33 protein-coding genes are annotated in these 25,013 nt (G+C 43.7%); 26 read left to right on the top strand and 7 right to left on the bottom strand.

The features are described 5' to 3' along the window. Positions 1–38: 38 nt before the first annotated feature. The 11 genes from PGZ10_RS12320 to PGZ10_RS12270 all read left to right on the top strand — a co-directional run bounded on the left by PGZ10_RS12320 (position 39) and on the right by PGZ10_RS12270 (position 8,485). Complete coding sequence (locus PGZ10_RS12320; RefSeq protein ID WP_055157137.1) at positions 39–875, top strand: MBL fold metallo-hydrolase; 837 nt, start codon at positions 39–41, stop codon at positions 873–875. A 336-nt stretch (positions 876–1,211) separates the two neighbouring features. After that, positions 1,212–1,427 carry a FeoA family protein gene (locus tag PGZ10_RS12315; protein ID WP_008370804.1) on the top strand — a complete coding sequence of 72 codons (216 nt, stop codon included), beginning with the start codon at positions 1,212–1,214 and terminating at the stop codon, positions 1,425–1,427. A gap of 189 nt (positions 1,428–1,616) precedes the next feature. Next, complete coding sequence (locus PGZ10_RS12310) at positions 1,617–2,414, top strand: hypothetical protein (RefSeq protein ID WP_118199158.1); 798 nt, start codon at positions 1,617–1,619, stop codon at positions 2,412–2,414. Between the two features lie 100 nt (positions 2,415–2,514). After that, positions 2,515–2,757 (top strand): sporulation protein YqfC, encoded by a 243-nt coding sequence (gene yqfC / locus PGZ10_RS12305; protein WP_022219963.1) that lies wholly within the window; start codon positions 2,515–2,517, stop codon positions 2,755–2,757. Positions 2,758–2,763: 6 nt separating this feature from the next. Then, positions 2,764–4,023, top strand: coding sequence for a sporulation protein YqfD (locus PGZ10_RS12300; RefSeq protein WP_118219033.1), 1,260 nt, complete (start codon positions 2,764–2,766; stop codon positions 4,021–4,023). Positions 4,024–4,026: 3 nt separating this feature from the next. Beyond that, entirely contained in the window at positions 4,027–5,034 is a 1,008-nt protein-coding gene (locus PGZ10_RS12295) for a PhoH family protein (RefSeq protein ID WP_022219964.1), read from the top strand. After that, on the top strand, positions 5,031–5,525 hold the full coding sequence (gene ybeY, locus PGZ10_RS12290; RefSeq protein WP_008370797.1) for an rRNA maturation RNase YbeY: 495 nt from the start codon (positions 5,031–5,033) through the stop codon (positions 5,523–5,525). Before PGZ10_RS12295 ends, ybeY begins: the two co-directional genes overlap by 4 nt. A 23-nt stretch (positions 5,526–5,548) precedes the next feature. After that, a complete protein-coding gene (locus tag PGZ10_RS12285) occupies positions 5,549–7,219 on the top strand; it encodes a putative polysaccharide biosynthesis protein (RefSeq protein WP_270541531.1) in 1,671 nt (556 codons plus the stop codon). Positions 7,220–7,314: 95 nt separating this feature from the next. After that, positions 7,315–7,677, top strand: a complete 363-nt coding sequence (locus PGZ10_RS12280; RefSeq protein ID WP_055296647.1) for a hypothetical protein — start codon at positions 7,315–7,317, stop codon at positions 7,675–7,677. A 51-nt stretch (positions 7,678–7,728) separates the two neighbouring features. Beyond that, positions 7,729–7,950 carry a DUF896 domain-containing protein gene (locus PGZ10_RS12275; RefSeq protein ID WP_055157151.1) on the top strand — a complete coding sequence of 74 codons (222 nt, stop codon included), beginning with the start codon at positions 7,729–7,731 and terminating at the stop codon, positions 7,948–7,950. Next, positions 7,928–8,485: a 5-formyltetrahydrofolate cyclo-ligase gene (locus PGZ10_RS12270; protein ID WP_270541530.1), complete on the top strand. Its 558-nt coding sequence runs from the start codon at positions 7,928–7,930 to the stop codon at positions 8,483–8,485. Before PGZ10_RS12275 ends, PGZ10_RS12270 begins: the two co-directional genes overlap by 23 nt. A 127-nt stretch (positions 8,486–8,612) precedes the next feature. Here the strand turns inward: PGZ10_RS12270 and PGZ10_RS12265 are convergent, their stop codons facing one another. Beyond that, positions 8,613–9,092: an S-ribosylhomocysteine lyase gene (locus PGZ10_RS12265; protein ID WP_270541528.1), complete on the bottom strand. Its 480-nt coding sequence runs from the start codon at positions 9,090–9,092 to the stop codon at positions 8,613–8,615. 301 nt (positions 9,093–9,393) lie between these two features. On the opposite strand from PGZ10_RS12265, the gene PGZ10_RS12260 reads away from it, so the two are divergent. After that, positions 9,394–10,026 carry a histidine phosphatase family protein gene (locus tag PGZ10_RS12260; protein ID WP_270541526.1) on the top strand — a complete coding sequence of 211 codons (633 nt, stop codon included), beginning with the start codon at positions 9,394–9,396 and terminating at the stop codon, positions 10,024–10,026. 154 nt (positions 10,027–10,180) lie between these two features. Here PGZ10_RS12260 and PGZ10_RS12255 read toward each other — a convergent pair whose 3' ends face one another. Further along, positions 10,181–11,182 (bottom strand): LacI family DNA-binding transcriptional regulator, encoded by a 1,002-nt coding sequence (locus tag PGZ10_RS12255; protein ID WP_008370790.1) that lies wholly within the window; start codon positions 11,180–11,182, stop codon positions 10,181–10,183. A gap of 208 nt (positions 11,183–11,390) precedes the next feature. Between PGZ10_RS12255 and PGZ10_RS12250 the strand changes: the two genes are divergently transcribed. Together PGZ10_RS12250 and galT are read left to right on the top strand one after the other, a co-directional pair. Continuing rightward, complete coding sequence (locus PGZ10_RS12250; RefSeq protein WP_022220631.1) at positions 11,391–12,674, top strand: galactokinase; 1,284 nt, start codon at positions 11,391–11,393, stop codon at positions 12,672–12,674. A 143-nt stretch (positions 12,675–12,817) separates the two neighbouring features. Then, on the top strand, positions 12,818–14,308 hold the full coding sequence (gene galT, locus PGZ10_RS12245) for a UDP-glucose--hexose-1-phosphate uridylyltransferase (RefSeq protein ID WP_270541525.1): 1,491 nt from the start codon (positions 12,818–12,820) through the stop codon (positions 14,306–14,308). Positions 14,309–14,452: 144 nt separating this feature from the next. On the opposite strand, the gene PGZ10_RS12240 is transcribed toward galT, so the two are convergent. Then, positions 14,453–16,093, bottom strand: coding sequence for an ABC-F family ATP-binding cassette domain-containing protein (locus PGZ10_RS12240; RefSeq protein ID WP_022220629.1), 1,641 nt, complete (start codon positions 16,091–16,093; stop codon positions 14,453–14,455). A 177-nt stretch (positions 16,094–16,270) separates the two neighbouring features. On the opposite strand from PGZ10_RS12240, the gene PGZ10_RS12235 reads away from it, so the two are divergent. Then, positions 16,271–17,128 carry a patatin-like phospholipase family protein gene (locus tag PGZ10_RS12235; protein ID WP_270541524.1) on the top strand — a complete coding sequence of 286 codons (858 nt, stop codon included), beginning with the start codon at positions 16,271–16,273 and terminating at the stop codon, positions 17,126–17,128. A gap of 12 nt (positions 17,129–17,140) precedes the next feature. Further along, positions 17,141–17,545 (top strand): secondary thiamine-phosphate synthase enzyme YjbQ, encoded by a 405-nt coding sequence (locus PGZ10_RS12230; protein WP_270541522.1) that lies wholly within the window; start codon positions 17,141–17,143, stop codon positions 17,543–17,545. Between the two features lies 1 nt (position 17,546). Here PGZ10_RS12230 and PGZ10_RS12225 read toward each other — a convergent pair whose 3' ends face one another. The 3 genes from PGZ10_RS12225 to PGZ10_RS12215 form a co-directional block, all read right to left on the bottom strand. After that, positions 17,547–18,281: a tRNA pseudouridine synthase A gene (locus PGZ10_RS12225; RefSeq protein ID WP_270203522.1), complete on the bottom strand. Its 735-nt coding sequence runs from the start codon at positions 18,279–18,281 to the stop codon at positions 17,547–17,549. Positions 18,282–18,344: 63 nt separating this feature from the next. Continuing rightward, entirely contained in the window at positions 18,345–18,647 is a 303-nt protein-coding gene (locus tag PGZ10_RS12220) for a hypothetical protein (RefSeq protein WP_195368524.1), read from the bottom strand. A gap of 2 nt (positions 18,648–18,649) precedes the next feature. After that, positions 18,650–18,784, bottom strand: coding sequence for a hypothetical protein (locus PGZ10_RS12215; protein ID WP_264471514.1), 135 nt, complete (start codon positions 18,782–18,784; stop codon positions 18,650–18,652). Positions 18,785–18,912: 128 nt separating this feature from the next. Here PGZ10_RS12215 and PGZ10_RS12210 point away from each other — a divergent pair, with 128 nt between their 5' ends. Further along, positions 18,913–19,149 carry a hypothetical protein gene (locus PGZ10_RS12210; protein ID WP_044998655.1) on the top strand — a complete coding sequence of 79 codons (237 nt, stop codon included), beginning with the start codon at positions 18,913–18,915 and terminating at the stop codon, positions 19,147–19,149. Between the two features lie 37 nt (positions 19,150–19,186). Then, complete coding sequence (locus tag PGZ10_RS12205; RefSeq protein ID WP_270475150.1) at positions 19,187–19,318, top strand: hypothetical protein; 132 nt, start codon at positions 19,187–19,189, stop codon at positions 19,316–19,318. 66 nt (positions 19,319–19,384) lie between these two features. Here PGZ10_RS12205 and PGZ10_RS12200 read toward each other — a convergent pair whose 3' ends face one another. Next, positions 19,385–19,663, bottom strand: coding sequence for a hypothetical protein (locus tag PGZ10_RS12200; protein ID WP_022220624.1), 279 nt, complete (start codon positions 19,661–19,663; stop codon positions 19,385–19,387). 135 nt (positions 19,664–19,798) lie between these two features. Between PGZ10_RS12200 and PGZ10_RS12195 the strand changes: the two genes are divergently transcribed. The 8 genes from PGZ10_RS12195 (at position 19,799) to rplS (ending at position 24,965) form a co-directional block, all read left to right on the top strand. After that, complete coding sequence (locus PGZ10_RS12195; RefSeq protein ID WP_270541521.1) at positions 19,799–20,743, top strand: S8 family peptidase; 945 nt, start codon at positions 19,799–19,801, stop codon at positions 20,741–20,743. Next, positions 20,743–21,087 (top strand): YlxM family DNA-binding protein, encoded by a 345-nt coding sequence (gene ylxM / locus PGZ10_RS12190; RefSeq protein WP_008370603.1) that lies wholly within the window; start codon positions 20,743–20,745, stop codon positions 21,085–21,087. Before PGZ10_RS12195 ends, ylxM begins: the two co-directional genes overlap by 1 nt. Position 21,088: 1 nt before the next feature. Then, entirely contained in the window at positions 21,089–22,453 is a 1,365-nt protein-coding gene (gene ffh / locus PGZ10_RS12185) for a signal recognition particle protein (RefSeq protein ID WP_008370602.1), read from the top strand. Positions 22,454–22,532: 79 nt separating this feature from the next. Beyond that, positions 22,533–22,778 carry a 30S ribosomal protein S16 gene (gene rpsP / locus PGZ10_RS12180; protein WP_022220623.1) on the top strand — a complete coding sequence of 82 codons (246 nt, stop codon included), beginning with the start codon at positions 22,533–22,535 and terminating at the stop codon, positions 22,776–22,778. Between the two features lie 23 nt (positions 22,779–22,801). Further along, positions 22,802–23,032 (top strand): KH domain-containing protein, encoded by a 231-nt coding sequence (locus PGZ10_RS12175; RefSeq protein WP_008370600.1) that lies wholly within the window; start codon positions 22,802–22,804, stop codon positions 23,030–23,032. Between the two features lie 179 nt (positions 23,033–23,211). Next, positions 23,212–23,724 carry a ribosome maturation factor RimM gene (rimM, locus tag PGZ10_RS12170; RefSeq protein WP_008370599.1) on the top strand — a complete coding sequence of 171 codons (513 nt, stop codon included), beginning with the start codon at positions 23,212–23,214 and terminating at the stop codon, positions 23,722–23,724. Between the two features lie 24 nt (positions 23,725–23,748). After that, the gene (gene trmD / locus PGZ10_RS12165) at positions 23,749–24,519 is read left to right on the top strand and encodes a tRNA (guanosine(37)-N1)-methyltransferase TrmD (RefSeq protein ID WP_055157163.1); all 771 of its coding nucleotides are present in this window, start codon (positions 23,749–23,751) and stop codon (positions 24,517–24,519) included. Between the two features lie 98 nt (positions 24,520–24,617). Next, positions 24,618–24,965, top strand: a complete 348-nt coding sequence (gene rplS / locus PGZ10_RS12160) for a 50S ribosomal protein L19 (RefSeq protein ID WP_008370594.1) — start codon at positions 24,618–24,620, stop codon at positions 24,963–24,965. Positions 24,966–25,013 lie beyond the last annotated feature (48 nt).

The raw sequence follows: 25,013 nt of genomic DNA, 5'->3' as shown, positions 1-25,013 counted from the left end.
TGTAACTTTTTATAAGTTTTCAGTAACGGCTGATTCATATGAAGATGGTAGTATTAGTAGAAAACAGTTCCAGATGCAGACTTTGTGCAGAACATGGACTGTCGGTTTATATCGAATATGAGGGGAAGACGTACCTTCTGGATACTGGCGCAACAGCGCTCTTTGCAGAAAATGCAAAGGAGCTGGGGATTGATCTTTCGAAAGTAGATACGGCGTTTTTATCCCATGCACATTATGACCACAGTGGCGGTTTTGAGGAGTTTTTTAAGGAGAATGACAAAGCAGCGGTCTATATGCAGGAGACGTCTGCTGAAAACTGCTTTTACCGGACAGAAGGAAAAGATAAATATATTGGAATTCCGCAGCATCTTCTGGAAAATTATAAAGAGCGGTTCCGTCCGTTAAATGCAGTCTGTGAAGTTGAAAAAGGCGTCTGGGTCGTACCGCATTTTACCGGCGGTTTGGATGAGATGGGACGCAGGGCACACATGTACCGGAAAATCGGTGAAGAGTTTATTGCAGATGATTTTGCACATGAGCAGAGTGTGGTTTTTGAGACGGGAAAAGGACTGGTGATATTTAATAGCTGTTCCCATGGGGGAATTGTCAATATTGTGCGAGAAGTGCAGATGGCACTCGGCGGGCAAAAGGTCTATGCGGTTGTCGGTGGATTCCATATGATGAAGCTTTCGGGCATGGATACACTTGCCATACCAGAGGAAGAGGTTGTGGAAACTGCGCAGGAATTGAAAGGGCTTGGCGTAGAGGAAATCTATACCGGTCACTGTACCGGAAATATTGCATTCAGGATTCTGAAAAAAGAACTTGGCGAAATGGTACATGCACTTGGAACAGGGGAAACGGTGGTATTTTAAATGAAGGAAGCCCCAGGATTTATCACGGGTAATGAGTTGATAGATCCTGGGGCTTTTGTCTTGTTACATTGCTTCTTTTATGAGTATGACTTCAGGTTCGGTCATTGCATAAGCATCCAGAACTTCATCCAGCTCGTCTGCCCTGATCAGATTTTCTTCCAGAACCAGCTTATAGTGAGGGTGATAAAACAGAAGTTGAATTCTGAAAATAATTGTTAAATATGGCTATTGAATGGAATTGTGTATATAATAACTAAAAAACATTGTCGTTGACTAACCAATATGAAAGCGAGTATACTGTAGTAAAGTCAAAGGAGAAAAAAAGAAGGTGTAAAAATGCAGGCATTATCAACAGCTGTTCCGGGAAAATGGTACACGATCAAATGGATGTTCGGAGTACCGGAGGTGCTGGAAAAATTAAAGGAATTCAAAATCAAAGAGGGCAGCGAAATCCATGTGATCCAGAATGATGCCAGTGGTATGATGATTATAGCATCTGACCAGAAGCGGTTCGCTATCAGCCAGGATGCCGCCGCGAGAATTCAAGTATAACAAAGAAATGAAAAATCGATCTTACAATCACAGGAAAAGTAGGATCGATTTTTTTGTATATCCGGATCATGGAGGAGCCAGTCTGTTCGATTTTATAAAGTTTTCACAGAATAATGGATTGTTTTCAGCTGCGATTGAAGATATAATACTTTTATGTAACAAAATAGAAGCGCGAAAGAGGGAAAACAAATGTTAGAAATTATTTGTCTTATATGGCTTTGGCGTGTGAATGGAAAGCACGCGATAGAAAGAGGACAGAATCCAAAAAAATATCGTGCATTGACACTGGGATTGTGGTTTGGCCTTGAATTTACCGGTACTTTTGTCGGAGCCTGGCTGATGCAGCTTTTGAATGCTGGTGATAATGCATTTTACGGGGCATATGTTTTTGGAATTATCGGAGCTGCAATTGGCGGTTTCACTTCTTACTGGATTGCAAAAAAAGCACCGATGGGAAATTACAGACCAGAAGACCAGCCAAATGGATGGAATAATCAGTCAGGTGGATGGAATCAGAGCCAGAACGGCTGGGACAATCAGCAAAATGGATGGAACCAGAACCAGAACAGCTGGGATAATCAGCAAAATGGATGGAACCAGAATCAGAACAGCTGGGATAATCAGCAAAATGGATGGAATCAGAACGGCTGGGATAATCAACAGAATGTCTGGGAACAGCCACAGCAGGAACCGGATTGCCTTTTTGCTCCGGCAACGATCCATATTATCGAAGAAGAGGGCGGTTATACCGGCGGACAGGATGCATTTTTCTTAAATGGCAGACCCATCTGTTCTCTGCGGCCGGGCAGTGAATATACCTTTACAACTTACGCAAAGAAGAATGTGCTTACGATTGGCAGACCGACACCGGAACTGTCAGATGAGACAACGGCATTAAAGTTTATTGCCGGAGAAAAAGGTCAGATCGAAATTCATGCATGTGCGGGAAGACTGCTCCCGGGAAAATTCAGCAATTATACAGCATAGGAATATTATGTGGTTCTGAAGCATACACTGTCAACAAAACGGTATATGCGGCAATATGAGACAGAGATCCGAACAAGAAGACGGGACACGAAGGTATCGCATGGCAGATGCAGCAAATTTGCCGAAGGATGTGGTGCTGGGTGTCCCGATTCTGACTCTTACAGGGCATTATGAAGTGAATATAGAGAATTACCGTGGAATTCTGGAATATACCGAACAGCTGATCCGTATAAATGTACGTAGCGGGCAGATTCGCATCACAGGGAAATCACTTGAGATCAACTACTATACAACAACCGATATGAAGATTACCGGAAAGGTAGAGAAAATTGAGTATTCTTAGGAAGGGATGACGAAGATGCTGCGATATATTCTGAATAATCTTGCCGGATACCTGCGCATCAGAGTCGAAGGATATTCACCGGAACGTTTTTTAAATCTTTGCTGTTATCATGGGATTTTTCTCTGGAATCTGAGACCGGCAAAAGGGGCATATGAGATGAATATCCGCGTCCGGGATTTCCGCAGACTGCGACCAATGGTCAGGAAGAGCAGGGCAAAGGTACGGATCATCCAGAAAAGAGGAGTCCCGTTTTTTATACATAAATACCGTGGACGGAAGCTTTTTTTTACAGGATCGGTCATCGCAATCTGTCTGATCTTTCTGCTTTCTTCTTTTATATGGAGGATTCAGATTGATGGAAACCTTGCAAGGACAGATGAGGTTTTGCTTTCTTTTCTGACGGAAAAAGGAATTGCCTGTGGAATGGCAAAAAAGAATGTAGACTGTGACCGGATTGAAAAAGATATTCGTATGGAATACGACGATATTATCTGGGTTTCAGCCTATGTTCATGGGAGTTGTCTGAAGATTAAAGTCAGGGAGAATCCTGACCGGAAGGAGCTGCAGACAGAAGCTGAGGCGGAAGCGCCGATGGATATTGTGGCAGAAGCGGACGGGATCATTCAGAAGATCATTACACGAAAAGGGAATCCGCTTGTCCGGGAAGGCAGTGAGGTAAAAAAAGGAGAGATCCTTGTGAGTGGAAGTGTGGAAGTAAAGAATGATTCAGATGAGGTGACAGGATACCAGTACCGGGTATCGGATGCAGACATAATAGCACAGACAACGGTTGCGTATACAGATATTCTTGACAGGCTGCATCCGGTATGGAAAGATACAGGCAAGAAGAGCTGGAGGTTCTGGATAGAAACACCGGGAAGGCTGTATCTTTTTGGCAGGCGGGAGCTACCTTACCCGGAATATAATGCGTTGACCTGCAGATATATCCTGTATTTGGAGAGACATTTTCCATTTCCGGTCTCGGTAAGAGTTGAACGGAGCAAAGAGAGCAGAAAAGAGGAGATTTCTTATACAGACAGGGAAGCAAGAGAAATTCTGTCCTATAATTTTGAGAAGTTTTGCACCCGATTAGAGAAAAAAGGGGTTCAAATTTCAGAGAATGATGTTAAAATATACAGGGAGACGAACCGGTATTCGGCAAAGGGGAAACTGGTTTTATCCGGACCGTTCGGAATTGTACAAAAAGGAACGGTACATGAACTGCCGAAGGCAGATGCAGAAAATATACAGCAGGAAGGAAACTGATTTATGGGAATTCTTGAGACCATGATAGACATACCGGCTGAACATGAAAAAAATGTGTTTGGCCAGTTCGATATATTTGCAAAAAAAATTGAGAGAGCTTTACATGTTACACTGATCGCGCGAAATGGAAAGGTGAAAGTCCTTGGAGAGGAAAAGAATGTAGAGAGGGCGCAGCAGGTATTGTCGCAGCTTACCGAGCTTTCCAGGCGCGGGAACACGATCCAGGAGCAGAATGTAGACTATGCCCTGTCCCTTACGATGGAAGACAGTGCGGAAGATATTCTGACAATTGATAAAGACCTGATCTGTCATACACTTCAGGGAAAGCCAATCAAACCAAAGACGCTCGGACAGAAGAAATATGTGGATGCGATCCGGGAAAAGATGATCACCTTTGGCCTTGGTCCTGCCGGAACCGGTAAAACTTATCTGGCGATGGCAATGGCAATCACGGCGTTCAAACGCAATGAAGTGGGGCGTATCATTCTGACACGTCCGGCAATTGAAGCAGGAGAAAAGCTTGGTTTTTTGCCGGGAGATCTGCAGAGCAAGATCGATCCATATTTAAGACCACTTTATGATGCACTCTATCAGATCATGGGAGCAGAAAGCTTTATCAAGAATTCAGAAAAAGGGCTGATCGAGGTTGCGCCTCTTGCCTATATGCGAGGCAGAACCCTTGACAACGCTTTTATTATTCTGGATGAGGCACAGAATACCACACCGGCGCAGATGAAGATGTTCCTGACACGTATTGGTTTTGGATCCAAAGTCGTGATCACCGGAGACTCTACACAGAAAGACCTTCCGGCAGGACAGACATCTGGACTTGATGTGGCAGTGAGTGTAGTCAAGAATCTGGAAGATATATCGATTTGCCGTCTGACCAGCCGGGATGTTGTCAGACATCCGCTGGTGCAGCGAATTGTTAAAGCGTACGAGGAATACGAGCAAAAGCAGGAACAGAAAAAATCCCACACTAGAGACAGAAAGAAACGAGGAACAAGATGAGACTATTTTTAGAGGATGAGGGAGCATTGGATTTAAAGCTGCCTTATGAAGAACTGGCGACAAAAGTTGCAGATGCAGTCCTGGATTATGAGAAGTGTCCGTACGAGGCGCAGGTAGAACTTCTTCTTACGATGAATGAGGAAATCCGACAGATGAACCTGGAATTTCGCGGAATCGACCGTGCAACTGATGTCCTGTCATTTCCGATGACGGAATTCCCGTCACCGGCTGATTATGCATATCTGGATACAGATGACAGTTCATTTGATCCGGAGACCGGAGAACTGATGCTCGGCAATATTGTGATTTCCAAAGAGCGCGCAAAGGAACAGGCAGAAGAATATGGCCATTCGGTAGAACGTGAATTTGCTTTCCTTATTGCGCACAGTATGTTGCACTTGTTAGGTTATGACCATATGGAAGATGAAGAACGGCTCGTGATGGAAAAGAAACAGCGGGAAGTTCTGGAGATGCTGGGAATTACAAGATAGATAAAAGTATGAGGTTTTAACGTATGGGTAAAAGGAAAAAATCAAAGGGCGGCAGTTTTCTGATGCAGGGAAGTATCCTTGCGGCAGCCGGTATTATCACAAAGATCATCGGGGCAGTATACCGGATCCCGATGCTCAATATTATGGGGCTTAAAGGACAGGGCTATTATGATATGGCATTTCAGGTGTATTCTATTGCTCTGATCATTTCGTCTTACAGTCTGCCGGTTGCGGTATCAAAGCTGGTGTCTCTCAAAATGGCGGCAGGAGAGCGGAAAAATGCATTCAGGGTATTGAAGGCATCGCTGATCATAGCTACGCTATCTGGTGTCACGATCATGGTGATCGTATTTTTTGGAGCAGAGGCGATCGCAGAATATCTGATGGGAGCCAAAATGAGCTGCTATTCTTTGAAGGTGCTTGCTCCCGGACTCCTGATTTGTGCGATTATGGCAGTTTTTCGTGGCTATTTCCAGGGGATGGGAACGATGATCCCGACTGCAATTTCGCAGATCATTGAACAGCTTCTCAATGCGATTGTCAGTGTTGTAGGTGCAGCCGTTCTTCTGGAAAATGGAAAACAGATGGCTAAGGTGCAGGGAAATAACCTTTTAGGACCAGCCTATTCCGCAGCAGGAGGTACACTTGGTACAGTAGCCGGTGCTCTGATCGGTCTGCTGTTCTTACTGTTCTGCTATGTGGTATTCCGCAAGCCGATGATGCGGCAGATGAAGCGGGATACCTCGAAAGAACTGGATGATTACCGTGCGATTTTCAAACTCCTGATTCTGACGATTGCACCGATCATTTTAAGTACAACGATTTATAACAGTGCAAATGTTATTGACAGTGCAATGTTCAATAAGATCATGGGTGCACAGGGAACTAGTGAGGCGGTCTGTGCAGAGCTTCTTGGTAAATTAGGACAGTATTATACCCTGTTTAACGTACCGCTTGCCGTTGCGAGTGCATTGGGATCATCTGTGATCCCGGGGCTTGTAAGCGCGGCAGAGAATCATGACAGAAGACTGTTACATAACCGGATTTATACAGTTATCCGTTACACGATGCTGATTGCGATTCCAAGCGCATTTGGATTCTTTGCACTTGGTCAGCCTATCATGGATTTCCTGTGGCCGAATGTAGATAATGTAACACAGGGAATTATGCTGAAGATCGGAGCGATTTCTCTGGTATTTTATTCACTTTCAACCGTTACGAATACAGTGCTTCAGGGTCTGGACCGTATGATGGAACCGGTAAAAAATGCAATGGTATCCCTGATACTACATATTGTATCTCTGTTTATTATGCTTGTTATGTTCAAATGGGGCATTTATGCACTGATTGGAAGTAAGATTGTGTTCTCTTTATGCATGTGTATCATGAATGCACATGATATCCGTGAAGCATGTGGATATCTTCAGGAGAGCCGTAAGACTTTTGTCATTCCGTCTATCGCCGGAGCTGTTATGGCAATTTTGGCATGGGCAGTGCATTTCGTACTTGACACCTTCATCGGAGGAAGAATCGCAACCCTGATCGCCCTCATCGTGGCAGTAGCGGTATACGCAGTCGTTCTCCTTAAAATGGGTGGCATGTCCGAAAAAGAACTCCTCGGTCTCCCAAAAGGTCACCAAATTGTAATAGTCTGCAAAAAATGCCATTTATTAAAAGAACGCAGATATTACTAAGCTGTAGATGATTTGATATCACAACCTAAAAATTCCCCCATAATGAATAAAATCCTCCAAGCAGACCAATACTTGTAGAAAAAGGAGTGTTCCTTATGGAAACAAGATATCATATTGGTCTTTTAACGGGGACTCTTCTGATTCTTGCAATCTTATCTTATGCATATTATGCAGATTATAATTACAGGAAAGAAATTGCAAGGACAGAACAGACGGAGCAGCAGGAAACAGAACAGACAGTCAGCACTCAAGGTGGCGCACACAAAGAAGGGGTGTATTATCTGAAAAACCGCAACGGATATGTGATTGTTTATCTGGACGACCAGACAAGTATTTATGAATATACGAATATCCGTGTCGAAGAGCTTCCGGAAGAACTGCAGAATGAGATCCGGGAGGGAAAGCGGTTAGAGGGAAAAGACAAGCTTTATGGGTTCCTGGAAAATTATTCCAGCTGATTAAAAAGATAACATTATTATATAGAAAAACAAAGAAGGGACAAAAGAAAAATGGAGACAGCAAAAATTGAACGCATTAATGAATTATATAGAAAATCAAAAGCAGAAGGACTGACAGAGGAAGAGAAAAAAGAACAGCAGATTCTCAGACGGGAATATGTAGATGCATTCAAAAGAAATCTTCGTGGACAGCTTAATAACATTTCAATCAAGGAGAAGGATGGATCCATTACAAATCTGGGTGAGAAATATGGACAGAAAAAAGGAAATTAGGGCAAAATTTCTGAAAATGAGACAGGCACTTCCAAAAGAAGAGGTTCGGGAGAAGAGCCTGCGGATCATGAGACGCATTGAAGAGACAGAGACATTTAAAAATGCAGACAACCTTCTTGCGTATATTGATTTTCGTGGAGAGGTGGCAACCGGAACACTGATCGAGAAGGCATGGGGGCTTGGAAAAAAGGTCTATGTGCCACGGGTAGCGGGAAAAGAGATGGAGTTTTATCGGATACATTCTTTTGAGGATCTGGAAAAGGGGGCTTATGGCATCCTGGAGCCGAAAAAAGAATGCCCTGTTTATAAAGCCGGAGAAGGGCAGACTACACTGGCAATCCTGCCGGGAAGTGTTTTTGATGAAAAAAAGAACCGTGTCGGTTATGGCGGTGGATTTTATGATCGTTATTTTGAAAAACGGAAAGATATCTGCCGGATCGCAGCTGCTTATGAAATGCAGATCGTAGAAGAAATTGAGACCGAAGAATTTGATCTTCCGGCAGATTATGTTACAACGGAAGAGAGGTTCTGGTAGAAATTCCGGAAGTGTATCATAGAGAGTTTTGATTGAAAACAGGAATGGGAGCAAACATACAGGAACATTAGAAGAAAATCAATGGATAGTATGTTTGGCTCCCATTTTCAGGTTCATATAGTAAGGCTTATTCAGGATAAACCAGCTGTTTTTCTGTAATATTTTCCAGAACCTCAGTCAGATATCTTTTTGCCATATAATTTGCCATCGAAAGGTTCATGTCCAGATAGTTTCCGCAGTCTTTTGCAGCAGCTCCCGGTACGTCCCCATTGAAGTCTGCGATAAAAGCAAACATTTCTTTCATCAGTGGAACGATATCTTTTGATTCATAATCACCTACAAGAAGAAGGTAGAAGCCGGTACGGCATCCCATTGGTCCAAAGTAAAGTGTTTTTGATGCGTAGTCCCTGTGGTTACGAAGGAAGGTTGCACCAAGATGTTCGATGGTGTGAACCTCTGCAGTATTCATAACCGGTTCTTCATTCGGATTGGTCATACGGATATCAAAGGTTGTAATGACCTGTTCACCGGCACAATCCTTACGTGAGACGTAAAGCCCAGGAACAAGCTTCAAATGGTCTATTGTGAAACTGGTAATTTTCTCCATAATCAAGTATCTCCTTTTTTGTACTACGTTTATTATAAGATACCAGGGTAAAAAGGTCAGAAAGCCGATGCAAGCTTGCTTGCAAGAGTGCAAAGCACGTAGCAATCTGGTATCTAAGGGGTCAAAATACCTTTTGACACCAACATCATTATAACTGTCATAAAGTTTAATAACAAGCCTTTTGGTGGAAGAAAGGTGAAAAATGTGCTATAATCGTTACTGTTAACTCCCGTGCTGATCGCTATGCTGACTGGCACGGAGGATGCGTGTGTTTTTAATGATAGCAGGAGGAAGCTAAGAGATGAAAATATATATGATCCGTCATGGAGAGACGGACTGGAATAAAAAAAGAAAATTACAGGGACAGGTGGATATTCCGCTGAATGAATTTGGAAAACTACTTGCAAAAGAGACGGCTCCGGCACTCGCAGATGTTCCATTTGCGGTCTGTTACACAAGCCCGCTGAAAAGGGCGGCAGAGACGGCACGGCTCGTCCTGGGGGACAGGGAGGTTCCGATTGTCCCGGATAAGCGGATCCAGGAGATGAGCTTTGGAGAATTTGAGGGACTTTGCTGCAGAGAAGAGGGATGGAATATTCCGGATCCGGGATTTCGCAACTTTTTTAATGCACCGGAAGTGTATCAGCCGCCAAAAGGAGGGGAATCCTTTGAAGAAGTGCGGGCACGTCTGAATAATTTTCTGGAAGAATTTTATCAGAAAGAAGAGCTTCAGGATAAAAATGTACTTTTATCCACACATGGTGCAGCACTTTGCGGGATTCTGAGCCTGATGAAAGGTCTGCCGATTTCCGGGTACTGGCAGCAGGGGGTACATAAGAACTGTGCGGTATCAATTGCGGAAGTAAAAGATGGAAAAATAGAAATTTTACAGGAAAATGTGACTTATTATCAAGAGTCAGTGCAGGACTGGTAGAAAGTTATTTGATGTCCTAAAGGCTTTCTGATGAATTGTTTAATAAAAAAACTCCCATCCGGAGAAATGTGAGCTAATTATAACTCATTTCTTCTCCGGATGGGAGCTTTTTGATGTTAGATAAAATTCATTGGTATATTCACACAGATATGAGCTATTTTTCAATCGCTTTACACGAATTCCGGACAACCAGCTTACACGGCAGTTTGATCTTAAGTGCAGGTCCCGGATGCTCCCTCAGGAGATGCTGCAGAATAGAAGCTCCGTACATTCCCATATGATAAGCTGGCGCACTGACCGTTGTCAGCGGTGGAGCAGAAAACTGTGCCATATTGATATCATCAAAGCCTACGATGGAAATATCCTCCGGAACACGGATCCCGTGTTCGGTAAAGGCTTTGATCGCACCAAAAGCGATCGGATCACTTGCTGCAAAGATCGCCGTCGGCAGTTTGCCGCCGTTGATCAGATTGCATGCCATCTCATAACCGGAAGAAATCTGGAAGACACCCTCTTGGATATAAGGCTCATAAATCAAATCGTGTGCATCACAGTAATCAATAAAGACTTTTTTTCGGTAATCCGGATAGAGATGGTTTTCACCGATATATTCTTTTCCGGTAAAGAAACCAATCTCCCGGTGCCCGATCCCGGTCAGATAATCCAGAGCTTCTGTAACTGCTTCGCCGAAATCCGGAATGATCGTGGAAATCCGGTCATCGTTTACCGGCATATCCAGGAACAGGATGCACGAATTCATCTCATACAGATAAGAAATTTCCTCCTGACTGAATTTGCCGATACAGATCAGACAGTCTACATCCTTCAGAACGTCCATGTAATTGATGTCGCTTTTGTAGGTACGCACAATCTGGATATTGTGTGAGAGGCAGTAATCTTCAATTCCCTGACGAATCAGAAGATAATAATTATCCTCCAGTTCCTGCTGGGAAGAGAACCACTGAATGATCCCAAGGGTAAAAAGTGATTTGACAGAAGGACGTCCGCGCTTTACATAATGCAGCTCTCTTGCAGTATCCAGTACTTTCTGTCGGGTTTCCGGTGAGACATTGAGCGTCTCATCATTATTCAGTATACGTGAAACTGCTGCGGCAGAAACACCGGCAGCAGAAGCAATATCTTTGATTGTTGCCATAAGCGGCCCCCTTGTTAAAAAATTTCTGATTCTTCTATTATAACAGAGGAGTAAAAAAATGGAAAGTGAAAGAATTATGTAGAACTGTACAAAAATTCACTAGTAAATTTATTGAAATATTTAGTAAATATATATTGCAAATTTACTAAATATATTTTATAATACAATTATCAAAGCAGAATCGAAAATGTATTTGGAGGAAATGAAGATGAAACAGCTTACAAAACTTATGGAAGAAATGAAACAGGGCGTGTACCGTGATACATTAAAAGATATTTATATTGATGAAAGTGTGATTGCACATCAGGAAGAACGCTATGTAAAAGCGATGGCAGAGTATCAGAAATTGTATGGGGACAGAGAAGTAGAAGTATACAGCGCACCGGGACGAAGTGAAGTTGGTGGAAATCATACAGATCATCAGCACGGAATGGTGCTTGCAACCTCTATTAATCTGGATGCGATCGCAATTGTAAATAAAAATGAAGATATGACCGTCCGTGTGGTATCTGAAGGATATGATATGATCGTTATCGATGCGAATGATGTAGAAAAGGTTGACAAAGAAGAAGGGACATCTATCGGACTGATCCGTGGCGTACTTGCAGGACTGAAAGAACGCGGATACAAGATTGGTGGATTCAATGCTTATGTGACAAGTGATGTGCTGATCGGAGCAGGACTTTCTTCGTCTGCTGCATTTGAAACAATCATTGGAACCATTGTTTCCGGACTTTACAACGATATGCAGATCAGCATGGTAGAGATTGCACAGATTGGTCAGTATTCTGAAAATGTTTACTTTGGAAAGCCAAGTGGTCTGATGGACCAGACAGCCTGCGCGGTTGGTGGACTGATCCACATTGATTTCAAAGATCCAAAGGCTCCGGTTGTAGAAAAAGTAGATGTAGATTTTGAAAATCATGCATGCAGTCTGTGCATCGTAGATACCAAAGGTTCTCATCAAGATCTGACACCGGATTATGCACAGATTCCGGCGGATATGAAAGCTATTGCAACATATTTTGGAAAAGAAGTTCTCCGTGACGTAGATGAAAAAGAATTTTTTGCAGCGATCCCGGCACTCCGCGAGAAGCTTGGAGACCGTCCGGTGCTTCGGGCTATGCATTTCTTCGGTGATAATGCGAGAGTTGCAGCACAGGTTGCATCCCTTCGCGAAGGAAGATTTGAAGATTTCCTTAATATGATCAAAGCATCCGGAGATTCCTCTTTCAAATATCTTCAGAATGTATATACTAACCGTGACGTGCAGAACCAGGCAGTATCCATTGCCCTTGCAGTCAGCGAAAATGTACTCGGAAACCATGGAGTATGCCGTGTGCATGGAGGCGGATTTGCCGGAACCATTCAGGCATTTGTGAAGAATGATTTTGTAGAAGAGTACAGAAAAGCATTGGATGCAGTATTTGGAGAAGGATCCTGCCACGTATTAAAGGTTCGTAAATATGGCGGAATGAAAGTAATCGCGTAAACGAAAATATGCTAGCTGTCAAGGTTAGACATAAATACAGATTTTAGTTTGCTATCTGAATAAATAAAGGATTCGGTGTAAAAAATGTGCCGCATTGAAAATGGATGGATAAAGGACGAGCAAAAAGATTTGGAGGAAGAAAAATGATCGATCAGGCAATTACAGAACTGGTTCAGTATGGATTAGATACGGGGCTTGTAGCACCGGAAGATAAAATATTTGTTACCAATCAGATTTTAGAGGCACTTGGGCTGGAGTCTTACGAGGAGACACCAGGAAGCAGGGGTGCAGAGGAGCTGGAACAGATTCTGAAGGAGATTACAGATTATGCAGTGGAAAAAGAACTGATTGCAGATTCAATCGTGTACCGGGATCTGTTTGATACAAAAATCATGGGAAAACTGGTCCCGTTACCGAGTATGGTAAACCATAAATTCTATGAACTGTATCAGGAAGGACCGAAAAAGGCGACCGATTATTTTTACAAGCTTAGTCAGGACAGCGATTATATCCGAAGATACCGGATTAAAAAGGATCAGAAATGGATCACAGAGACACCATATGGGGAGATGGAGATCACCATCAATCTGTCCAAACCGGAAAAAGATCCGAAAGCGATCGCGGCAGCAAAAAATGCCGCGCAGAGCGGTTATCCGAAATGCCAGCTGTGTAAGGAAAATGAAGGCTACGCCGGTCGCGTCAATCATCCGGCAAGACAGAATCACCGGATCATTCCGATCAGGATCGATGGAAAAGACTGGGGATTTCAGTATTCACCGTATGTGTATTACAATGAACACTGCATCGTTTTCAACGGAGAGCATGTGCCGATGAAAATTGAGCGTGCAACCTTTGCAAAGCTGTTGGATTTTGTCAGCCAGTTTCCACATTATTTTGTTGGTTCCAATGCAGATCTTCCAATCGTAGGAGGATCGATCCTAAGCCATGATCATTTCCAGGGTGGAAATCATGAATTTGCAATGGCAAAAGCTCCGGTTATTAAAGAATATGTGATTCCGGGGTATGAAGATGTGCGCGCCGGAATGGTAAAATGGCCAATGTCTGTTATCCGTCTGCAGTGCAAAGACAAAGAACGTCTGATCAGCGCAGCTGACCATATTTTAATGTGTTGGAGATCTTATACAGACGAAGCCGCATTTATCTTTGCCGAGACGAACGGAGAACCGCACAACACGATCACTCCGATCGCCAGAATCAGGGATGGGTATTTTGAGCTGGATCTTGTTCTCAGAAATAATATTACGACAGAAGAACATCCGCTTGGCGTTTACCATCCGCATGCAAAATTACATCACATCAAGAAAGAGAATATTGGTCTGATCGAGGTGATGGGACTTGCAGTGCTGCCGTCAAGACTGAAAAGTGAGATGGAACAGCTTGCAGATGCAATCCTTGAAGGAAAGGACATCCGCAGCAATGAAGTGCTTGAAAAGCATGCAGACTGGGTAGAAGAATTCCTTCCAAAATATACAGACATTACGAAAGAAAATATCATGGACATTCTCCATGAGGAAATCGGACAGGTGTTTAACCAGGTGCTGGAAGATGCCGGCGTTTATAAGCAGACAGAAGAAGGCAGGGCAGCATTTGAGCGGTTTGTTGGAAGCCTGTAATATAGAGCAAAAAAAGAATATAAAAGGATAAAAAAGGACTAAAACTCGGGTGTCGGACCGAACTTCAATTGTTCGGGGGGAACTACCTGAGTTTTAGTCCTGATTTATTATACATCAGCACAAATGTACCGATAAGATAAATTCTTAGTCATCCTGTTCTTCCGTATTCAGATCCAGGATTGCCTGTCTTTTCGCAGCAGTTGCGTCAGACGCAAGATATTCATCGTAAGTTGTGATCTTGTCGATCATCTTTCCGCCCGGAAGGATTTCCATAATACGGTTTGCTGTCGTTTCAACGATCTGGTGGTCTCTTGAAGAGAACAGAAGTACGCCAGGGAACTTCTTCATTCCATTGTTGAGCGCAGTGATGGATTCCATATCCAGGTGGTCAGTAGGCTCGTCGAGGATCAGTACATTGGCACCGGAGATCATCATCTTGGATAACAGACAGCGTACCTTTTCCCCACCGGAAAGAACTTTAACCTTCTTTACACCGTCGTCACCGGCGAAAAGCATTCTTCCAAGGAAACCTCGTACATAGGTGACATCCTTTTCTTCCGAATACTGAGTCAGCCATTCTACGATGGTATCGTCATTGTCAAATTCTTTTCCACTGTCTTTCGGAAAATATGCCTGTGTAGTGGTGATTCCCCATTTATAAGTACCTTCATCCGGCTCCATTTCTCCGATCAGGATCTGGAAGAGAACAGTTTTGGCAAATTCATTTCCACCGACAAATGCAACTTTGTCGTCCCGGTTCAGTGTGAAGGAAAGATTGTCCAGGATTTTTTCCCCGTTGATGGTTTTGGATAAGCCTTCGACCATCAGAACTTCATTACCGATCTCGCGGTTCGGTTTGAAATCGATGTAAGGGTATTTACGGCTGGATGGGCGGATCTCATCAAGCTGGATCTTTTCCAGAGCGCGCTTACGGGAAGTTGCCTGACGGGACTTGGACGCATTGGCACTGAACCGGGAAATAAAGTCCTGTAACTCCTTGATTTTTTCTTCTTTTTTCTTGTTGGCTTCTTTCATCTGACGGATCAGCAGCTGGCTGGATTCGTACCAGAAGTCGTAATTACCGGCGTAGAGCTGGATCTTACCGTAATCGATATCGGCAATCTGTGTGCAGACCTTATTCAGGAAATAACGGTCATGGGAAACAACAATAACGGTATTGTCAAAGTTGATCAGGAATTCTTCCAGCCATGCGATCGCATCCAGATCCAGGTGGTTGGTAGGCTCATCCAGAAGAAGAATATCCGGATTACCAAAAAGTGCCTGTGCAAGAAGGACTTTGACCTTCTGTGCACCGGTCAGCTCGCTCATCATATTGTAGTGAAGCTCTGTCTCAATTCCAAGTCCGTTCAGAAGAGATGCGGCATCAGATTCTGCTTCCCATCCGTTCAGGGTTGCAAATTCTGCTTCCAGTTCACTTGCCTTGATCCCGTCCTCGTCTGTGAAATCTTCTTTGGCATAGATCACTTCTTTTTCCTTCATGATCTCGTAAAGACGGGCATTTCCCATGATTACAGTATCAAGAACCGGATACTGGTCGTATTTGAAGTGGTCCTGCTGTAAGAAAGAAAGACGCTCACCTGGTGTGAGGATGACTTCTCCGCTGGTCGGCTCAAGCTGCCCGGAAAGGATCTTAAGAAATGTAGATTTTCCGGCCCCGTTCGCTCCGATCAGACCGTAGCAGTTGCCTTCTGTAAATTTGATATTTACATCTTCAAACAAGGCTTTCTTCCCTACGCGGAGGGTGATATTACTTGTACTAATCATAAAAATTCTCCTTATTCAAATAGAATTATCGTTTCAATTTTTGCATTACGTTCATTATGGTAACATGACTGCACAATTTTCGCAAGAGAATAAGCATTAACATAAGGAAGAATTTGTGGTATACTTATAAATCATACACGAAATATACAGCATGGTAGGACGAAAGGGGCGAGTGTTTTGACAGAAGCAGGACTGGTGTTGGAAGGCGGTGCAACAAGAGGTGTATTTACTTCCGGCGCATTGGATTATTTGATGGAAAAAGATCTGTATTTTTCATACGTGGTCGGTGTATCGGCAGGTTCCTGTAACGCAGTCGATTATGTCTCAAAGCAGATCGGCAGGACAAGGGACTGTATGATCCACAGAGGAAAGGAATACAGCTATTATTACGGACTTAAAGATTTCGTAAAAGAAAGAAGTCTTCTGGATATGGATATGATATTCAATAAATATCCGAATGAACTCTTTCCGTTTGATTTTGATACTTTTTTTTCAAATGGAATGACCTGTGAGATCGTGACAACCAATTGTCTTACGGGAAATGCCGAATATATGACCGAAGAGAACGACAGTGACCGGCTGATGAAGATCTGCCGAGCCAGCAGCAGTATGCCACTTGTATGTCCGATCGTAAATATAGACGGGATTCCGTATCTGGATGGTGGACTTGCCGATTCCATTCCGGTAAAGCATGTGCAGGAAAAGGGACTGAAAAAAATAGTTCTCATTTTGACGAGACCGGAAGGCTACCGCAAAAAACCAACTTCCAAAGCGGTCGGCAAGTTATACCGGAAGATGTACAGCAAATATCCGGCACTTGTCCGCACCTGTATCCGAAGACCGGTGATGTATAACCGGACAGAAGAATACATAGAAAAGCTGGAAAAAGAAGGAAATATCTTCGTCCTTCGCCCGGAAATGAAGCCGGTATCCAGACTGGAAAAAGATTATGATAAGCTGATGGCTTTCTACGATCATGGCTATGAAATGATGAAAAGAGAGCTTCCGAGACTCGAAGCTTATCTGGAAAAATAAGGAGGTGTGCATATGCATCTGTACGAACATCAGATTGCGACAAACGCATCACAGCAAATGACAAAGGTAACAGAAATGGTAAGAGAAGACATTGAAAGAAGCGGTGTAAGAGAAGGGATTGCTGTGATCTTCTCACCACATACGACAGCCGGATTTACGATCAATGAGAATGCAGATCCGGATGTGGTGCATGATATGTTGTGTAGCTTTGAAAAAGTATTTCCGGCAGAACAGTTCTTCTATCAGCATGTAGAGGGAAATTCGCATGCACATATGAAGACGACGGTGGTCGGACCGTCACAGACGCTGATCATCCATGATGGAGAGATCGTCTTTGGCATCTGGCAAGATCTGTATTTCTGCGAGTTTGACGGACCAAGAAACCGTACCTTTTATGTGAAGATCATCGAAGGATAGATTAACGGAGTTGTACATCCGTCAGGGTGAATGCATGCGAAGGACAGGCAGGAGCTGCTGATTCTACACCAGCGAGAGTCAGCGTAGTTCCGTCTGTCTTTTTTTCTTTTCCAGCTGTGAGAATGGTACCAGCAAGAAGCTGCGGCATATGCCGGAGAAAACTATTTGCAGTCAGCTGAATCTGTATCAGTTGGTCTTCGCGGTTAATTTTGATCGTTTCTACAGTGCGCACTGTACTTTTTCTGGTACGTCCGTTTGAAAATGCGGCAAAGTCATGCGTACCGATAAGAAGCTGCGCTGCCTGCTGCATGGATTCCAGGTCAAGAGACTCGTTTACAACACAGGTGTAAGGACGGGAAAATAATGCTGCGGCAGGATCTGTGGCGATCCTGCAGGTATAGGTACAGCTTTTTACCGCGAGAGAAGCCACAAAACGTTCATCTGCGATTTCCAGCGAGGTGACTGCAATATCCGCCGGAAGAGCTGCGTTTAATTTCATTTTTAACAGTTCTGTATTGTCTGAAAAAGATTCTTTTTCTAATTGAAAACTTACAATCTGGTGTGTTGCGTGAACACCCGGTTCCGTCTTTACGGCAGCAAAAAGCTGTGTGGACTGTCCGGTTACATCCCTGATCGCCAGTGCAAGCTTTGATTCGATACTGGCGCTTTTTTTCTTTGTGGAAAAGCCCGGATAGCGGGTTCCGTCGTATTCTATGGTAAGTTTGATCGTTGTCATAAGCTCCTCCTGAAGTGCATTTCTGCCGTTCATTATAGCATTGATTGTCGGGCAAGGCAATTTTTATTGCCTTCCGGACCTTGGTGGTTGTTTCCCTGCCTGTATTGTCCGGATCATCTGCACCATCTGGTCGATCTGTGCCTGCTCCTGTTTGCTTTTCCCTTCTTTGATCGCTGAAAGAATCAGTGAAATCTCATCAGGGGTAAACCGGATTCCCCGTTTATTCGCACCGGTGATCAGTGACATCATCACCGGGACCAGTGCTTTCCCGTTTTTGCCGCCGGCTTTCAACGCTGCTGTCCGGATCAGCTCCTGTTTCAGCGGATCCAGATTCGCAAGATCCGGATGCTCCATCCATTCGTTCATTTTCATCCATCCTTTCTGTCTGAAATCCACTCATCATATCCGTCATATCCTGTGCTGCCTGAAATCCATTCATCATATCTGCCATATTTGCAGGATCTCCAAAGTCCATCTCTTTCATCATTTCCATCATTTGCCATATTCCGGAAAAGGAATCGAACATTTCTCTTTTTTCAGGAGAAAGATAGGGTACAACTGCTTCAAACATGCTGCCTGGATCTTTCTCCTGCTTTCGTAGCCGCCCTCTGCGATTATGATAATAAGGAGGTTGGAAACAGTAAAAGGCATTCATAAGTTCCGTAAGTTTCACATAAATGCCAGCTATACGCTGAACGTGATCGGGCAGATAGGGAAGAATGATTTTGACAAGTTGCAGAAAATCATTCGTGAGAGACTCGTCAAATGGCGTCATGACAAGGGGCGGTTTCTTTTCCATATGTCCTCCACGGTTCAGCGTTATAAATATATATGTAAAGAAGACGGAAAATATGAGATCCACATATAATAAAGCAAAGGAAGAACTAATGGAAGGATTTTGTTAAATGAGCAGCCGGATTATTATTGATGGGAATGCGATCTACGAAGTGGATGAAGAATGTTTGCGAAAGAAAAAGGAAAAGGAGCCGGAAGAGGAACACGAAAAGCAACAGGAGAAGCGCAAAAACAAAACATAAAAAAGGCGGGGATATAATTTGCCCCGCCTCTGGTCTGTCTGAACGAATAAGATCTGAGTTTCGTAACTAGCAGCCGCATCCGCCGTTGCCACAGCCGTTTCCACATCCGCATCCATTACCGCATCCGTTGCCGAATCCGTTACCGAATCCGCCACAGCAGCAGAGAAGAAGGATGATCCACAGGCAGCTGTCATTTCCACATCCACATCCGTCGCCATTGCGTCCCCATCCGCCACAGCAGCAGAGGAGAAGAATGATCCATACGCAGGAAGACATTCCGCAGCCACATCCACAGTTATCCATAGAATTTCCACATCCGCAGTTTGTTGCACTTAATTCACTCATATTTGATAGCCTCCAGTAAGGTTTCTTTACACTTCATCATATGTAAGGAGGCATGTCAGTGTTTCAAAAAAGTTCCGAAGAAATTGGCATCTGATTTCAGAAAGAATATTCTAATAGAAAAAGGATATTTTAAATATGAAAGATTTGAAACGGAAAATCCACTACTGGTGTTCGGATACAATGCGAAACAAAATCACTGGAAAGGGCGTCGTTTGTGCCGTTCTGGATACAGGGATCACACAGCACCCGGATCTTGTCGGCCGCATCGTGGGATGGAAGGACTGTGTACAGGGGAAGAAAACCATATATGATGACAACGGACACGGAACCCATGTGGCAGGAATTCTTGCCGGAAATGGAAAAAGCGGAAGAGGCCTGTACAGCGGAATAGCACCGGAGGCGCAGATCTTTGCTGTCAAGGTGCTGAATCAGAGAGGTGGTGGAAAAATCCGGGATGTGATAAACGGGATCCGGTACGTGTTGTTAAAACAAAAGGAAATGAAGATACGGATCGTCAATATTTCGATTGGAACTCTTCCTCATAAGAAGGATCCGGAAGATGAATTGTTCCTGTTCTGGGTAGAACGGCTCTGGGATGCCGGTCTGGTAGTCGTAACGGCGGCAGGAAACAAAGGACCAAAGGAAGGGAGCGTCACGATACCGGGAAACAGCCGGAAGGTGATCACAGTTGGGGCGGATGAAGAACTGGGAAAGAAGTATTCCGGCTGTGGGCCGACCGGAGATTGTATTAAAAAACCGGATCTTGCCGTGCCGGGGAACCGGATCTATTCCTGCAATTACCTGTATCCGGTGCGGAGCCCTTATGCCTATATTCCGAAAACCGGGACTTCTATGGCAACTCCGGTAGTGTCCGGGGCAGCGGCTCTGGTTTTGCAGAAATACCCGGATATGTGTAATCTGGAACTTAAATACAGACTGTGGAATTCCTGTGAAAAGGGCAGGTATTATGACCAGAGACAGGGACATGGGAACCTGCATGTAGAAAAATTTCTTGAATGTCAAGAAAAAATACTTGACACCAATGAAAATCTGTTATATGATAGCACAGGTGATAAGTGATGGACGAGATTTTAAAGCAGACATTATTATATGATTTTTATGGTGAGCTTTTAACAAAACATCAGAAAGAGATTTATGAACAGGCAGTTCTTGAAGATTATTCGCTCAGCGAGATCGCAAGAGATGCGGGGATCAGCAGACAGGGTGTTCATGATATGATCCGGCGCTGTAACAAGAGTCTGGAGGATTATGAAGCAAAGCTGCATTTGGTGGAGAAGTTCATGTCTGTGAAAAAAAAAGTCCATGAGATCGATCTGCTTCTTGAGAATTATGAAGAGCAGGACGAAAAAGAACTGATAAAGAAAGTGAAAAAGCTTTCGGGAGAGATCATAGAGGAGTTATAACATGGCATTTGACAGTTTGACAGAAAAACTTCAGAACGTATTCAAGAATTTAAGAAGCAAGGGACGACTTACAGAAGATGATGTAAAGGCGGCTCTGCGTGAAGTTAAGATGGCTCTTCTGGAGGCAGATGTTAACTTCAAAGTTGTCAAAAATTTTGTAAAAAGTGTGCAGGAACGTGCAGTCGGACAGGATGTGATGAGCGGACTGAATCCGGGACAGATGGTGATCAAGATCGTGAATGACGAGCTGGTGAATCTGATGGGCTCTGAGACAACGGAGATTAAATTCCAGCCGGGAAGCCAGAAGACGGTCATTATGATGATGGGTCTTCAGGGAGCAGGTAAAACAACGACCACAGCAAAGCTTGCAGGAAAGTTCAAGCTGAAAGGTAAGAAGCCTCTTCTGGTAGCATGTGATGTCTACAGACCTGCAGCTATTAAACAGTTGCAGATCAACGGAGAGAAGCAAGGTGTGGAAGTGTTCTCCATGGGAGATAACCAGAAACCGGCGAATATCGCTAAAGCAGCACTGGAGCATGCTGAAAAGAATGGCAACAATGTGATTATTCTGGATACTGCAGGACGTCTTCATATTGATGAAGAGATGATGGAAGAACTGCAGGAGATTAAGAACACGGTCGAGGTTCATCAGAGTATTCTCGTTGTCGATGCAATGACCGGTCAGGACGCTGTGAATGTTGCAGAGAACTTTAATGAGAAGATTGGTATAGATGGAGTAATCGTCACAAAGCTTGACGGCGATACCAGAGGTGGTGCGGCACTTTCGATCAAGGCAGTCACCGGATGCCCGATCCTTTATGTGGGTATGGGTGAGAAATTATCAGATCTGGAGCAGTTTTATCCGGATCGTATGGCTTCCAGAATCCTTGGTATGGGGGATGTACTCAGCCTGATCGAGAAAGCCGGCGAAGAGATCGATGAAGAACAGGCACGTAAGATGACAGAAAAACTCAAAAAGTCGCAGTTTGATTTTGAGGACTATCTGGAAAGTATGAAACAGATGCGCAAGATGGGCGGTCTTGGAAGTATCATGAATATGCTTCCCGGACTTGGCGGCATGGGTGGTCTTGGTAAAGGCAAGATGCCTGATATCGATGCGGATGATGCGGAACAGAAGATGGCAAGAGTCGAAGCAATCATTTATTCCATGACGATCAAGGAACGTCAGAATCCGGACATCATCACTCCGCAGAGAAAGCGAAGAATCGCAGCAGGAGCCGGAGTTGACATTTCGGAAGTCAACAAGATGATGAAGCAGTTCGAGCAGATGCGCAAGATGATGAAGTCTTTCCCGGGAATGATGGGCGGGAAAGGTAAAAAAGGCAAGTTCAAGATGCCTTTCTAAAGGAGATATATTCCGCAGACCATGCGTGATATATAGATAAACTATTATAAATACAAATTGTTTTATGGAGGAAAGTAAAATGGCAGTAAAAATCAGATTAAGAAGAATGGGACAGAAGAAAGCTCCTTTCTATAGAATCGTTGTTTCTGATTCTAGATCACCAAGAGACGGAAAATTCATCGAAGAAATCGGAACATACGATCCAACTCAGGATCCTAGCGTATTCAAAGTAGATGAAGAAGCAGCTAAGAAATGGTTAAACAACGGTGCTCAGCCTACAGAAGTAGTTGGAAAAATCTTTAAGGCAGCAGGTATTGAAAAATAGGTTGCTTCGCGGAGGTGCGAGTGATGAAAAATTTAGTAGAAGTAATTACGAAAGCACTTGTGGACAATCCTGAAGGCGTCGTGGTTACGGAAAAACAGGAAGGCAAGACTACCGTGATCGAAGTACATGTCGCAGATAATGATATGGGAAAGGTGATCGGTAAGCAAGGCCGAATTGCGAAAGCAATCCGTTCCGTTGTAAAGGCAGCCGCGGCCAAAGAAGACAAAAAAGTCGTGGTTGAAATTATGCAATAGCATAAAAATAAAACGCAGGTAAATTTATTTTTATCTGCGTTTTTTATCATACCTTAGTATGCAAGTGAAGCTGCCAATGACAGATTCACTGTATCTGGGGATGGAGAAAAAGTCGCTTCAAAAGACTAAAACAGACTTTTTCGGTGTAAAGTTTATCTTATGCTAAGAAAGGACAAAGTATGCAACAAAATGATTACCTGCAAGTTGGCGTGATCACATCTACCCACGGAATCAAAGGTGAAGTCAAAGTATTTCCGACAACGGATGATCCAAACCGCTTCCGTGCTCTGAAAGATGTGGTTCTTGATACAGGAAAAGAACAGATTCCCCTTGAAATTGAAGGTGTAAAATTTTTTAAACAGTATGTGATTCTGAAGTTCAAGGGGATCGATAACATAAATGATATTGAAAAATACAGAAAGATGCCGCTTCTTGTATCTCGTGAGAATGCCGTGGAACTGGAAGAGGATGAGTATTACATGGCAGATATCATCGGCATGGATGTCTACACTGAGGACGGTGAAAAATTCGGTGTCCTGGAAGATATTATGGAAACCGGTGCGAATGATGTCTATGTGGTATCGACAGAGGCGCACACAGAGGTGCTTCTTCCGGCAATCCATGACTGTATTCTGGATGTAGATACTGAGAATAGGAAAATGACTGTTCATCTGATGGACGGACTGATTTAAGCGACAGAATAGTAGGAGAACAATATGAGATTTGATATCATGACGCTTTTTCCGGAGATGGTGATGAACGGTCTGGAAACCAGTATTATCGGAAGAGCCGTGAAGAATAAAATTCTTGAGATTGAAGCCTGGAATATCCGGGACTACGCATTTAACAAGCACAGCAGTGTGGATGATTATCCGTATGGCGGCGGCGCAGGAATGCTGATGCAGGCAGAGCCGGTTTACCAGACCTATCTTGCCATTCAGGAAAAAGCAGCCCTCCCGGAAGGAAAGAGACCACGTGTGATTTATCTTTCCCCGCAGGGGAAGCCGTTTAACCAGAAGATGGCAGAAGATTTTGCGAAAGAAGACGAACTGGTGCTTTTGTGCGGACATTACGAAGGAATCGATGAACGTGTGCTGGAGGAGATTGTAACGGATTATGTGTCAGCAGGCGATTATGTACTGACAGGCGGTGAACTTCCGGCAATGATGATCGTGGATGCGGTATCCCGCCTGATCCCGGGTGTTCTGCATAATGATGTATCTGCCGAATTTGAGAGTTTTCAGGACAATCTCCTGGAATATCCGCAGTATTCCAGACCGGAGATCTGGCACGACAGGCAGGTTCCACCAATCCTTTTATCCGGTCATCATGCCAATGTAGAGAAATGGCGCAGAGAGCAGTCAGTGATCCGTACTGCAAAATGGCGTCCGGACCTTCTGGAAGACGCAGAGCTTACCATGAAAGAAAGAGAACTTGCAGAAGAGATTATAGAAAATCGAGAAAAAGACTTGAAAAATGAAGAATAATGTGTTAATATATAGCACGTTGTGATGAAAACAGAGATGGTCCTCTGATACGATAGAAAAGCGTATTAAGAACGTCAAAATATGAAGGAGGTTCACACATGAACGAAATTATTAAGAACATTGAAGCAGCTCAGTTAAAAGAAAATGCTCCGGAATTCCACGTAGGAGATACTGTAAAAGTTTATGGTAAGATCAAAGAAGGAAACCGTGAGAGAATTCAGGTATTCGAAGGTACTGTATTAAAGAGACAGGGCGGCGGAGCAAGAGAAACATTTACAGTAAGAAAGAGCTCTAACGGAATCGGCGTTGAGAAGACATGGCCACTTCACTCACCAAACGTTGAAAAAGTAGAAGTTGTTCGTAAAGGTAAAGTAAGACGTGCAAAACTGAACTACTTAAGAGATCGTGTAGGTAAGAGAGCAAAAGTTAAAGAATTAGTAAAATAGTAAATGCTTAAAGAGGGACAAATACGACAGGTACTTGTCCCTTTTGCT

This window comes from Coprococcus sp. AF102-57 (genome assembly GCF_027686195.1).
Lineage (GTDB): Bacteria > Bacillota > Clostridia > Lachnospirales > Lachnospiraceae > Allocoprococcus > Allocoprococcus comes.
The sequence above is the reverse complement of the archived record's forward strand: the minus strand, read 5'-3'. Positions and strand labels throughout refer to the sequence as shown.